Origin of the sequence: Bacillus sp. EKM206B, from assembly GCF_011066015.1 — a bacterium.
GTDB classification, from domain to species: domain Bacteria; phylum Bacillota; class Bacilli; order Bacillales; family Bacillaceae; genus Bacillus; species Bacillus velezensis.
The window spans coordinates 18,372-30,467 of sequence record NZ_JAAMNL010000001.1; the positions used below are offsets into that span (position 1 = coordinate 18,372).

Sequence of the window (12,096 nt, forward strand, 5' to 3'; positions counted from 1 at the left end):
GGGGAATCAGATTATGTCAGCTTTCACAAAATCTCAAGAAATTATCAGCCAAACTTCACATTACGGCGCGAACAACTATCATCCTCTGCCGATTGTTATTTCCGAAGCGCAGGGTGTTTGGGTAAAAGACCCTGAAGGTAATCAATATATGGATATGCTGAGTGCTTATTCTGCGGTGAACCAGGGGCACAGACATCCGAAGATCATTCAGGCGCTGAAGGATCAGGCGGATAAAATCACTCTGACGTCACGCGCGTTCCATAATGATCAGCTCGGTCCGTTTTATGAGAAAACAGCCAAGCTGACCGGAAAAGATATGATTCTGCCGATGAATACGGGGGCGGAAGCCGTTGAATCCGCTGTCAAAGCGGCGAGACGCTGGGCATATGAGGTCAAAGGAGTAGCGGATAATCAGGCGGAAATCATTGCGTGTATCGGCAACTTCCACGGCAGAACGATGCTTGCGGTATCCCTTTCTTCAGAAGATGAGTATAAACGCGGTTTCGGACCTATGCTTCCGGGTATAAAATTAATTCCATACGGAGACGCAGAAGCGCTGCGCCGGGCGATCACGCCGAACACAGCCGCTTTCTTATTCGAACCGATTCAGGGAGAAGCGGGCATCGTCATTCCGCCGGAAGGATTTTTACAAGAAGCGGCCGCCATTTGTAAGGAAGAAAATGTGCTTCTGATCGCTGATGAAATTCAGACGGGACTCGGCCGCACAGGGAAAACATTCGCGGTTGACTGGGAAAATATCGTACCGGATATGTTCATCTTAGGCAAAGCGCTCGGCGGGGGCGTCTTCCCGATTTCGTGCATCGCGGCGAACCGTGACATTCTCGGTGTGTTTAACCCGGGTTCCCACGGCTCGACATTCGGCGGAAACCCGCTCGCTTGCGCGGTATCGCTCGCATCTCTTGAAGTCCTTGAGGAAGAAGGGCTGGCAGAGCGTTCCCTTCAGCTTGGCCGTTATTTTAAAGAAGAGCTTGAGAAAATCGATAACCCGATCATAAAAGACGTGCGCGGACGCGGCCTGTTTATCGGCGTTGAACTGACAGAAGCGGCCCGCCCGTACTGTGAAAAGCTGAAAGGCGAAGGGCTTTTATGCAAAGAAACACATGATACCGTGATCCGTTTTGCACCGCCGTTAATGATTTCCAAGGAAGACTTGGACTGGGCGATCCAAAAGATCACAAACGTGCTTCAAAACGCGTAAAACCTTGATGTGGCAATGCTTTCCCTCGGCTTGTATGGAATTTACAAATAAAAAATTCAGCACACTCTATTTGCGCGGCGACAGTATTTTAGTATAATGTATCTTTATGTACGAAAATGAATTTCATATAACATTCATATACAAATAGAGGCTCTTTGGACAGCAAATCGGTTTCAAAGCACCGGCTTGGTTCCAATACAAGTTGCTGAAGGGGTGCAGAATAGTGAATACAAATCAAAAAGAGAATCAGCTTCAGCGCACAATGAAATCACGCCATTTGTTTATGATTTCTTTGGGCGGAGTGATCGGCACCGGGTTTTTCCTGAGTACCGGATTTACAATTAACCAGGCGGGACCGCTGGGCGCGGTTCTGTCTTATCTGGTCGGCGGTTTTATTATGTTTTTGACAATGCTCTGCTTAGGCGAGCTTGCGGTTGCCCTTCCCGTATCAGGGTCGTTTCAGACGTACGCAACCAAATTCATCAGCCCCGCTTTCGGTTTCGCATTCGGCTGGCTGTACTGGCTCGGCTGGGCGGTGACATGCGCCATTGAGTTTTTATCTGCGGGACAATTGATGCTCCGCTGGTTTCCGCATGTTCCCGTATGGGTGTGGTGCCTCGTGTTTGTCGGACTGATGTTTCTTTTGAACGCCATTACCACAAAAGCGTTCGCTGAGTCGGAATTTTGGTTTTCCGGTATTAAAATTTTAGTCATTCTGCTGTTTATTATTTTGGGCGGCGCCGCCATGTTCGGCCTGATTGACATGAAACACGGCGAGCAGGCTCCTTTCTTCTCTCATTTTTATGAGGATGGATTGTTTCCGAACGGCATTAAGGCTATGCTTATTACGATGATTACCGTAAACTTCGCGTTCCAGGGAACGGAGCTGATCGGGGTTGCCGCGGGAGAAAGTGAAAATCCCGAGAAAACGATTCCGCGCTCTATCCGGCAGACGGTATGGAGAACGCTTGTCTTTTTCGTTCTCTCCATCATCGTCATTGCCGGGATGATTCCGTGGAGGCAGGCGGGAGTGGTCGAAAGCCCGTTTGTCGTGGTGTTTGAACAAATCGGTATTCCATATGCCGCCGATATTATGAACTTTGTTATCTTAATTGCGCTGCTCTCAGTGGCCAACTCAGGCCTGTTTGCATCGACGCGTATCTTATATGCCATGGCGAACGAAGGACAAGCCTTTAAATCGCTCGGCAAAATAAATAAACGCGGCGTGCCGATGAACGCTCTGATCGTGACGCTGGCCGTCGCCTGCCTGTCACTGCTGTCTAAAGTGGCAGCGCCGGAAACCGTTTATATGTTTCTCTTATCATTAGCCGGACTAAGCGCGCAGGTCGGCTGGATTACGATTTCCCTGTCACAGCTGATGTTCAGACGGAAATACATCCGCGAAGGCGGCAAAGTGGAAGACCTGAAGTTTAAAACACCGCTGTACCCGGTGCTGCCTATTATCGGGCTGACGTTAAACACGGTTGTTCTGATCAGCCTCGCATTTGATTCAGAACAGCGGCTCGCCCTTTATTGCGGCATCCCGTTCATGGCGGTGTGCGTTATCGTCTATCATCTGTATGTAAAAAAGCATAAGCAGTCAGAAAAACAGATAGAGCTTTAAATCTTTTCGTGTCCAAGTCATCTTTGAGAAACCCGCACAGGACAACATACAACATGTTGAGGTGGAAAAACGGATGAACAAGAATATCTCAGTTATTGGAATGCCGATGGATTTAGGACAAGCACGACGCGGAGTGGACATGGGCCCGAGCGCCATCCGCTACGCGCATCTCATTGAACGGTTATCTGACATGGGGTATGCGGTGGAAGACTTAGGCGACATCCCCGTCAATCGTGAAAAACTCAAAAATGATGAAGAGCTGAAAAATCTGAACTCTGTGCTCTCGGGGAACGAGCAGCTCGCCCAAAAGGTGGACAGCGTCATTGAGAATGAGCGGTTCCCTCTCGTCTTGGGCGGCGATCACAGCATCGCGATCGGAACGCTGACAGGAACGGCAAAGCACTATAAACAGCTCGGCGTCATCTGGTACGACGCGCACGGCGACTTAAACACGCTGGAAACATCGCCGTCAGGCAATATTCACGGAATGCCGCTGGCCGTCAGCCTCGGCGTCGGGCACGACACGCTGGTGAACCTGGGCGGGTATGCCCCGAAAATCAAGCCGGAGAACGTGGTCATCATCGGCGCGAGATCGCTTGATGAAGGCGAGCGTGAATACATTAAGGAAACAGGCATGAAGGTCTATACGATGCATGAGATTGACCGCCTCGGCATGACAAAGGTCATTGAAGAAACGATTGACTACTTGTCAGACTGTGACGGCGTTCACCTCAGCCTTGACCTCGACGGCCTTGATCCGAGCGACGCACCCGGCGTAGGCACGCCTGTCGTCGGCGGCATCAGCTACCGTGAAAGCCACTTGGCAATGGAGATGCTGTACGATGCCGACATCATCACTTCAGCTGAATTTGTCGAAGTCAACCCGATCCTCGATCACAAAAATAAAACCGGCAAAACAGCGGTCGAGCTGGTGGAATCTCTGTTAGGAAAAAAACTGTTATAAAATAAGCGCCTCCGCACCTGCGGAGGTTTTTTTGTTGCCACGAGGAAACTAGCGGGCTGCCACCCTCTTTTTGAACCTGTAAATATGATATATTTATTACACAAAATGGGAAAGGGAGGTGTCCTGACAGATGGCTGAGGTGATGGCCCACGAAACAGTTGCGAAAAAAATCAGTGACTGGTATGAGGAAATCAAAAAGCACAACACTGAATCGGCTGAGGCGTTAAGAGAACAACTGCTTACGGATCTGCAAAATATGACACAAAATCAAACGGTGCTCCTTTATTTTAATTTAATTGATTCCCGCTATAAGCTTTTGATGGAAGAGTATGAGAAAACAGACGGCATTTTAAAAACGATCCAGCTGAACGCCGATAAAGAAAAAACAGACCAGATGATTCAATACTATTATTATTTCTTTTCCGGAATGCACGAGTTTTACCGTAAACGGTTTATGAACGCCATTAATTTTTACCGGATTGCTGAAAGCAGGCTCCGGCACATACCGAATGAGATTGAAAGAGCCGAGTTTAATTATCAAGTGGCGATTGCCTACTATGAAATCCGCCAAAACTACTTTGCGATGAACCACGCGGAAAAAGCGTTGGAGATCTACAAAGCCAATGAAATGTACGCGGTCAGAGAAGCACAGTGTTTAATGGTGATCGGCTGTAACAGAATGGATTTGTTTCACTATCAGAAAGCCGAAGAGCTCCTGCAGACGGCGGTTCATCAAGCCGCCAAAGCGGGCGATCCGCATATTGAGGCGCTCGCCCACTTTAACGCAGGCATTTGCTATGAAAGACAGGAAAAGCTTGAGGAGGCGCGGGTCGAGTTTGAAACGGCTCTCGATCAAAAGGAGCATTTGCAATCAGCGTATTCGGTGCGGAGTCTGTACATGCTGGCCAGAGTGTTATTGAAACAGGAACAGGCGGATGAGGGCCGGTTTTGGCTGCATAAAGCGCTGAATGCCGCTGAAGAAAAAAACGAGCCCGTATACACCCAAAAGCTGCGCATCTTACAGCATGTCTTTATTGACCGCAATGAAGAAGCGCTTGAATCAGCTTTCGCCGAGTTAAGAAGGAAAGAGCTGTGGAGTGACGTTTCCGACTTGTCGTATCAGGCCGCTGCGCATTTTAAAAAACAGGAGAATTACAAACTGGCGGCGAAGTATTTTCAAGAATCAATTGATGCCAATGACCAAATTTTGAGATTAACGGAGGGGATTCGTAATGAAAACATGTAAATTCATTGTACTCTCAGCAGCCTTGGCAAGTCTCATTTCGATTGGATTATTTGCGCAAACTGGTTCAACGGCACAAGCCGAACAAATCATAAAACCGGCGGAAAACGGAGCCTTCGGATAATACTTCATGATACCGCTCTCAATCCGTGTTTTGTAAGGAGTGATTCAATGGCTATCACGCTGCGGCCGATGACAGGACAAGAATTTCAGTCCTATCTCGCTCATTCAACCAAGCATTACGCTGAAGAAAAGGTAAAAGCGGGAACGTGGCTGCCTGACGAAGCGCCGGAATTAGCGGAGCTGGCGTTTAATGACCTGCTTCCTGACGGCTTGGAGACGGCCGATCACTATTTATGGACGCTGACATTGGACGGAAAGGGAAATGCCGGCTGGCTGTGGCTGCACGCCGATCTGGACCACCCGCAGCAGGACGCGTTTATTTATGATTTCGGCCTTCATCCGCCTTTCCGCGGCAAAGGCTATGCAAAAGAGGCGCTCGCAAGGCTGGAGGACAAAGCCAAAGACCTGGGTGTCCGCAAGATTTCTCTCCATGTGTTCGCTCATAACGAAACGGCGCGGAAGCTGTATGAGAAGACCGGATTTCTGGAGACGGATGTCATCATGAGCAAAAAGCTGTCATGAAAAGAGGCCCGCACGATGGGCCTCTTTTGTTATTCATCTAACAATGTCATCATGTGTTCCGGATAACGCTCGCCGGCCGCCGTGCCGATCGGAAACATCTCATCCAACCGCGCCTTCACATCCTCGGGAAGCACAATGTCGAGAGCGGCGAGGTTCTCTTCCAAGTAGTGTTTCTTTTTTGTGCCCGGGATCGGAATGAGATCATCGCCATTTGCGAGAACCCATGCGAGCGCAAGCTGAGGAGCAGTGATATTCATTTCCCGGGCAATGGCGGTAAGTTTTTGGACGAGCCCTATATTCACCGCCAAATTGTCTCCCTGGAATCTCGGCGTTCTTCTTCTGTAATCATCGGCATCCAGCTGATCGGTCGACGTCATCTTTCCGGAAAGAAAACCTCTGCCGAGCGGACTGTAAGGCACAAATGAAATGCCGAGCTCACGGCAGGCGGGCAGCACATGCTCCTCTGCTTCCCTGCTCCATAAAGAATATTCTGATTGAAGCGCGGCAATCGGGTGAATACGGACGGCGCGTCTGATCGTTTCTGCGGAAGCCTCTGACAATCCGATATATCTCACCTTTCCTTCGTCTATCAGCTCCTTCATGGCGCCGACGGTTTCTTCAATCGGCACCCGCGGATCAACCCGGTGCAGATAGTAAAGGTCGATATAATCCGTCCCAAGGCGTTTCAGACTGGCGTCACACGCTTTTTTTACATAATTGGGCCGTCCGTTAATTTCGATAAACTCACCCTTTTCGCTTCGGACATAACCGAATTTCGTCGCGAGGTAAAGCTCCTTTCTGAATGGGGCGAGTGCTCTGCCGACAAGTTCTTCATTCGCACCCAATCCATATTGATCAGCCGTATCAAACAAATTCACGCCGAGATGAACGGCATGATGCAGTGTGGAAATCGACTCTTCCTCACTCTGGCTGCCATAGTATTCCGACATGCCCATGCACCCTAACCCCATTGCGGAAACCCGCATCGAACCGATCGTTCTGTCCTTCATATGTCCTCCCCCTTTCTTGTATGATAACTGGATTTCCTGATATTTGAAAATGATTTATGCATATGATTTACATATTGTTATAAAATTTTTAAAAATCTGTAAATTATCTATTTTTTTATCGCAATTCCGTCATATAATACAAATGTGGAAAAATTATACTCAAAGAAAAGAGGCGAAGTAATATGTGTAAAAAGCTGTTCAAAGCCATCCTTCCGTTTGCCCTGTCATTCACCATGGTTCTGTCATTCTCCGGTATGAATGTAAAAGCGAAAGAAACAGAAACAGCCCGCTACGCAAAAGAAATCGCAGAGCTTCAGCAGGGCACGACTCCTCAAGACGTTCTCCAATCCGCCAAAGAGCTTGCCAAACAGAAGCACGTTTCAACAGAAGCAATTCTCAAGCAGTTTCATCAAGAAATCACGGCAGACAAGGTGCAGGGAAATGTAATCGCTTCCAAAGAAGGGCTCTCTGCGATGGGCGGATCGTCAGGAACCAAAAAACTTCCGAAAAGCACAAAAGGCAATATTTATTACACGAACTCATACACCGCTTATTACAACCACGGGCATGTCGGCATGTATTCATCCGCTGATAAAATTGTTGAATCCGTGCCGGGAGACGGCGTCCGCCAGATTGCTTATAACGGCAGAGAAGTCGAAGACAATTCAATCGTCCAGACCGTGAAAGTCACCGACGCCCAAAAACAAGCCGCCGCTGACTGGGCTGTATCAAGAGTCGGTGATGAGTACTCCTTCAACTTCGTCAATAACAGAAATACGGGCCATGAAGGCGCCAAAAACTGCTCAAAACTGCTGTGGTCGGCATTCCTCTTAAAAGCCGGGATTGATATCGACTCTAATGGCGGCTTAGGCGTATACCCGCGCGACATCACAAGCTCGTCCTACACAACCACGATTCTGACCATTCACTAAGGAGAACAACGTGAAAAAAATCATCTGGATACCCTTAGTGATCATCGCCGCCGCAGCGGTTTTATGCTTCTTCTATTTCCGCACGGAAGATCCTGCGGAGGTTGCGAGAGACACATTAAATGACCCTGATTTTCTGAAAGATAAAGAGGCGCTGCTGTATTTCTCCACGGCGGCTGATCAAGACACGTTCGGCGGCGGAAAAAGCTACGCCCTCTTCGCCGATGAAAAAGGACGGCTTTCTTCTTATCACATGAAGGGGCTTGAGCTCGGATCGGCCAAAGTGCATGACGAAAGCGTCCTGCTGGAGGACAAAAAAGGAATCTACACCGTTCAAAATGGCCTTCACACATATAAAAGAGCGTACCAGCATACGGGAGACAGCGCGGGATATATCGAACGGGCGAAAGGCTTTTACACGCTGTATAATTCGGGCTACGACAAGAGCGGCGGCAGCTATCGCTCAGAGCTGTACCGCCAGATTGACGGCAGGTGGAAGCAAGACGTCATCCCGCACTACATCCGCGCTTCAGGCTTTTTTAAAGATCATCTTTTCGCACTCACGCCGACAGATGACGAAAAAGGCTATCACGTTCAAGACATTCAGGCTGATAAAGAGAAGCTCCATACAACATCAATCGCGACATGGACGTATAAAGAAGGCACGTCTGTCGAATCCCAGCTCGCCGCCGACGACAGCGCCGTCTGCTTTGTCACCAGAGGGGAAAAAGCAGATCACATCTATCAAATGGTGAAAGTCATGAAAAACAGCGGCGCCATCAAAACGTATGACATCGCCGCTTATAAAAATGACGAACAGACGATCTATGACTCCATGCCGTTCAGCTTCAAAAAAAGCTTTTTCATGGAGCAGCGCAGCTTCTATTTCGTTGACGGCTTCGGAAACGTGTACCGTATCAACCCTGAGACCGGAAAAAGCAAAAAAGCCTTCAAGCTCCCCGCATCACGAATGAAAGCCGACTTTAAAGAGCTGACCCATCAAAACGGAAAGCTGTATCTGTTTACGTACAGCTACAAAAAGCCCGCCAAAATCGAATCCTTCGACCTGAAAACGGGCAAAAAGCTGAACGACCGAACCATCCCAAACTTAAAAAACATCATCACGCCGAAAAGCCATTTCAAGCTGTATGATGTGCAGGTGATGGGTGGGTTTTGAAGAGTATAAACATTTCGGAAGAGCTTGCCGCTTTTGGTAAGCTTTTTATAATGAAACGTTACTGCAAGAAAGAAGGTGGTCATTTGAAATCATTCAGTATCTTCTTATTGTTGTCCGTCATTTGTATAACCATTGTTTTTGTCATAATGAATATGTTGATTGGATACCCTGATGTGAGTAACGGGGCATTGATGATGATTGTATATATCGTTGTGACCCTCATGATAAGACTATATAGCAAGAAAAAAGCCGACCGAACATAGAGATAGAGGAATTTAGGAGGGAGCCGATGAAGAAAAAGCTTGCCGCGGTGACCGTAACCATTCTCCTGGTTTCCGTAATAACCAACTCTTTTTTAAACGGCGGAAAGCCGGACTGGATCGATGTATGCTGTACGCTGCTGGCGTGTCTATTAGGAATTCTGTTCGTCCTTCGCTTAGAAAAAAGAGAAAACACGTAAAGAGCCGGATGCTGCAAACGCCGGCTCTTTTTGCGCGTGATTTGCCGAATTGTGGATAAAACTCAGCCCGAAGCACTACTAACATGTGTATAAATAGGTTATATTGAAAAGAGAACAATTGCTGCGTGCAAAAGAAAATCGGAGGATGTAACAATGAAAACCGCTTATTATTCTTGTGAAGAACATATCGAAACCGTGCTGGACATGTACATAGATGATCATGAGCTTCCGCCCGAAATCAGAAAAATCGAACATACTAACAGTTTATCCACAGCCTGTGAATTATGTGGGGACACTGCAACATATCTAGTAGGGAACGAATGATCCTACACAAAATACAGAAAAGATATCCACAATTGTGGACAATATATATGAATAACTTGTTTCTAAAGTGGGGATGACCTGTGAATATCAATATTGTGACCATCGGAAAACTAAAAGAAAAATACCTCAAGCAAGGCATTGAAGAATACAAAAAACGACTCTCAGCCTACGCAAAAATCGACATCATCGAACTCCCGGACGAAAAAGCCCCGGAAAACCTGAGCGACCAAGACATGAAAATCGTCAAAGACAAAGAAGGCGAACGCATCCTGGCCAAAATCAGCCCGGACACCCACGTCATCGCCCTCGCCATCGAAGGAAAAATGAAAACATCCGAAGAACTGGCCGATACAATAGATAAGCTGGCGACTTATGGAAAAAGCAAAATCACCTTCGTCATCGGCGGCTCACTCGGCCTAAGCAACGCCGTCATGAAACGGGCAGATGACAAGCTGTCATTCTCGAAGATGACGTTTCCTCATCAGTTGATGCGGTTGATTTTAGTGGAGCAGATTTATCGGGCGTTCCGGATTAATCGTGGGGAGCCTTATCATAAGTGAGTGTGTTTCCCCAAAATATCCCGAATGGGATTTAAAGGAGTTATGAAATGAAAATAAGAAAGTTAATGATACGCAATTATAATGCCATTAGGTACATAGAAATGAATGAAATACCTGATTTTGTAGTAATAGCGGGTCCGAATGGGGTTGGTAAATCAACTATTTTTAAAGCAATTAAACAATTTCAAAGGATAACAAAACGAATTTATATAAATGATTTAAAATATGGTTTGCAAAGAAGAATCGACTTTAACAGCCAGCCTCCATTTATAGATGAATTAGAAAAGGGAGAAATAGAAATTACATTTGAGTTATCTGAAAAAGAAAAAGTCTTTATCAAAACAGATAAAGACCTAATTACTGGAAAGATTGATTTTACTGATATTAATAATTGTAGATTCGACAATGAATTAGGAGAATTACTACTCAAAGGAAATAAATTTTCTCAGATTAATCATATTCATGCAAATCGAACCTTAACAGCAAAATCAAATAAGGAAATAAATCTAAGTTCTTTGGCTCGTTTCTACGACGATGAAGATAAAAATAGATTTAGAAGAAGAAATGAGAATGACGCGCTTTTTGAAAGGGTTAAAGATTATTTAGCAGCTATTTACTTCGATGATTTAATTAAGGTTGTTGAAACTGGAGAAATTGGTAATGAACTTAAGGAGTTAGTTCATATAATTAATTCGTATATAAAACCCAAAAAATTCTTAGGAGTCAAAAGAGACACTAGCGGATTAGTCTTCCCAGTTAAATATGAAGAATTAATACATGATATTGACGAACTAAGTTCTGGTGAAAAAGAAATAGTAATGTTATTTGTTAATTTAAAATGGATACAGGCTGAAAGTTATATATTTTTATATGACGAACCGGAATTACACCTTAATGCAAATCTTGAAAAATTATTATCATCACATTTAAAGCAATTACAAGGTAATAACCAAATTTGGTTAGCAACGCATTCTTATGAAATATTAGATTCTGCTAATTATAAAGATGTCTTTCAAATAGTCCATTATACTGGTAAAAATCAAATTTATAGACTTATCAGTGATGAAGACAAGTTTGAAACATTTAAATCTTTAGGAGCGAATGTGGGTTTACAGTTAATATCACAAAAAGTTATTTTTGTTGAGGGAAAAACAGATAAAGAATTTTTTCAACTATTATTTGAGGACTATAAAGATCAATTAAGTTTTGTTCAATCTACTGGTATTAACAACCTAATGAGGGTAAGTAATGCAGTAGTTGACTTGCTAACAGAAGCAAGCAAAGCATCGGATTTTTATTTAGTCAGAGATAAGGATTTTCTAGTAACATCTCAAATCGATGAGCTTAGAGTGAAACTTAACCAGAAAATTCATGTTTTAAGCAAATATCACATTGAAAATTATTTTATAAATGGTGATGCAATTTTCTCAGCAATGGCGACATTAGGTCTTCAGGTTTTTACTAATTCGACTGAGATAGAATACAGATTAAAAGAGATTGCAGATAATCAAAAAGAAGATGTTATTGCTCAATGGATTGCATTTGAATTACATGAGGAAATGAGGAAATTCGACTTTAATGTAGGTGGTAGAAACTTAGAAGGAAGACTTAAGGAGAGAGTTTGTGCGCAACGTGAACGTATAAATGAAATTCTTGATAATGACCGTATAGTCACTATATTAAAAGAAAAAAATGATTACATAAAAGAAAATTGGGATTCTATATGGAAAGATCTCCCGCCGGGGAGGGATATCTTAAAGCAATTTGTTAATGACTTTGTAGAGGGTATAAAATATGAAAGATTTATTCAATTATTAGTTAGAGAAAGTATAAGATTGAATATAGATGAAGTAAACAGCCTGAAGAAAGCAATATTGAGTGAGATTGGTTTTGATTAAAAGTTAATTTATTCAATATATATTCTCTTTAACAACATGTATA

13 protein-coding genes are annotated in these 12,096 nt (G+C 44.9%); 12 read left to right on the top strand and 1 reads right to left on the bottom strand.

Going from position 1 to position 12,096, the window contains the following annotated elements; translation table 11 throughout:
* The first annotated feature begins 13 nt into the window (after positions 1-13).
* The 6 genes from G9F50_RS00090 (at position 14) to G9F50_RS00110 (ending at position 5,695) form a co-directional block, all read left to right on the top strand.
* Positions 14-1,219: an ornithine--oxo-acid transaminase gene (locus G9F50_RS00090; protein WP_004393130.1), complete on the top strand. Its 1,206-nt coding sequence runs from the start codon at positions 14-16 to the stop codon at positions 1,217-1,219.
* 223 nt (positions 1,220-1,442) lie between these two features.
* Complete coding sequence (locus tag G9F50_RS00095) at positions 1,443-2,843, top strand: amino acid permease (RefSeq protein WP_020958097.1); 1,401 nt, start codon at positions 1,443-1,445, stop codon at positions 2,841-2,843.
* A 73-nt stretch (positions 2,844-2,916) separates the two neighbouring features.
* Positions 2,917-3,807, top strand: a complete 891-nt coding sequence (gene rocF, locus G9F50_RS00100; RefSeq protein WP_007407883.1) for an arginase — start codon at positions 2,917-2,919, stop codon at positions 3,805-3,807.
* 130 nt (positions 3,808-3,937) lie between these two features.
* Entirely contained in the window at positions 3,938-5,053 is a 1,116-nt protein-coding gene (locus G9F50_RS00105) for a response regulator aspartate phosphatase (protein ID WP_060562296.1), read from the top strand.
* Positions 5,040-5,174 (top strand): hypothetical protein, encoded by a 135-nt coding sequence (locus G9F50_RS20490; RefSeq protein WP_007407881.1) that lies wholly within the window; start codon positions 5,040-5,042, stop codon positions 5,172-5,174. The genes G9F50_RS00105 and G9F50_RS20490 overlap by 14 nt, the downstream gene beginning before the upstream one ends.
* Before the next feature lie 47 nt (positions 5,175-5,221).
* A complete protein-coding gene (locus G9F50_RS00110) occupies positions 5,222-5,695 on the top strand; it encodes a GNAT family N-acetyltransferase (protein WP_060562297.1) in 474 nt (157 codons plus the stop codon).
* Between the two features lie 29 nt (positions 5,696-5,724).
* Here the strand turns inward: G9F50_RS00110 and G9F50_RS00115 are convergent, their stop codons facing one another.
* On the bottom strand, positions 5,725-6,705 hold the full coding sequence (locus G9F50_RS00115) for an aldo/keto reductase (RefSeq protein WP_060562298.1): 981 nt from the start codon (positions 6,703-6,705) through the stop codon (positions 5,725-5,727).
* 182 nt (positions 6,706-6,887) lie between these two features.
* Between G9F50_RS00115 and G9F50_RS00120 the strand changes: the two genes are divergently transcribed.
* The 6 genes from G9F50_RS00120 to G9F50_RS00145 all read left to right on the top strand — a co-directional run bounded on the left by G9F50_RS00120 (position 6,888) and on the right by G9F50_RS00145 (position 12,053).
* The gene (locus G9F50_RS00120; protein WP_060562299.1) at positions 6,888-7,637 is read left to right on the top strand and encodes a YiiX/YebB-like N1pC/P60 family cysteine hydrolase; all 750 of its coding nucleotides are present in this window, start codon (positions 6,888-6,890) and stop codon (positions 7,635-7,637) included.
* Positions 7,638-7,647: 10 nt separating this feature from the next.
* Positions 7,648-8,811: a hypothetical protein gene (locus tag G9F50_RS00125; protein ID WP_060562300.1), complete on the top strand. Its 1,164-nt coding sequence runs from the start codon at positions 7,648-7,650 to the stop codon at positions 8,809-8,811.
* Between the two features lie 289 nt (positions 8,812-9,100).
* Entirely contained in the window at positions 9,101-9,271 is a 171-nt protein-coding gene (locus G9F50_RS00130) for a hypothetical protein (RefSeq protein ID WP_004393146.1), read from the top strand.
* A 153-nt stretch (positions 9,272-9,424) separates the two neighbouring features.
* Positions 9,425-9,595 (top strand): CxxH/CxxC protein, encoded by a 171-nt coding sequence (locus G9F50_RS00135; protein ID WP_004393147.1) that lies wholly within the window; start codon positions 9,425-9,427, stop codon positions 9,593-9,595.
* An 80-nt stretch (positions 9,596-9,675) separates the two neighbouring features.
* Positions 9,676-10,155: a 23S rRNA (pseudouridine(1915)-N(3))-methyltransferase RlmH gene (gene rlmH, locus G9F50_RS00140; protein WP_060562301.1), complete on the top strand. Its 480-nt coding sequence runs from the start codon at positions 9,676-9,678 to the stop codon at positions 10,153-10,155.
* 47 nt (positions 10,156-10,202) lie between these two features.
* Complete coding sequence (locus G9F50_RS00145; protein ID WP_060562302.1) at positions 10,203-12,053, top strand: ATP-dependent nuclease; 1,851 nt, start codon at positions 10,203-10,205, stop codon at positions 12,051-12,053.
* Positions 12,054-12,096 lie beyond the last annotated feature (43 nt).

Bases quoted from the DNA above. Each gene is read 5' to 3' on its own strand.
- G9F50_RS00090 (WP_004393130.1), top strand. From the start codon at position 14: ATGTCAGCTTTCACAAAATCTCAAGAAATTATCAGCCAAACTTCACAT.
- rocF (WP_007407883.1), top strand. From the start codon at position 2,917: ATGAACAAGAATATCTCAGTTATTGGAATGCCGATGGATTTAGGACAA.
- G9F50_RS00105 (WP_060562296.1), top strand. From the start codon at position 3,938: ATGGCTGAGGTGATGGCCCACGAAACAGTTGCGAAAAAAATCAGTGAC.
- G9F50_RS20490 (WP_007407881.1), top strand. From the start codon at position 5,040: ATGAAAACATGTAAATTCATTGTACTCTCAGCAGCCTTGGCAAGTCTC.
- G9F50_RS00110 (WP_060562297.1), top strand. From the start codon at position 5,222: ATGGCTATCACGCTGCGGCCGATGACAGGACAAGAATTTCAGTCCTAT.
- G9F50_RS00115 (WP_060562298.1), bottom strand. From the start codon at position 6,705: ATGAAGGACAGAACGATCGGTTCGATGCGGGTTTCCGCAATGGGGTTA.
- G9F50_RS00120 (WP_060562299.1), top strand. From the start codon at position 6,888: ATGTGTAAAAAGCTGTTCAAAGCCATCCTTCCGTTTGCCCTGTCATTC.
- G9F50_RS00130 (WP_004393146.1), top strand. From the start codon at position 9,101: ATGAAGAAAAAGCTTGCCGCGGTGACCGTAACCATTCTCCTGGTTTCC.
- G9F50_RS00135 (WP_004393147.1), top strand. From the start codon at position 9,425: ATGAAAACCGCTTATTATTCTTGTGAAGAACATATCGAAACCGTGCTG.
- G9F50_RS00145 (WP_060562302.1), top strand. From the start codon at position 10,203: ATGAAAATAAGAAAGTTAATGATACGCAATTATAATGCCATTAGGTAC.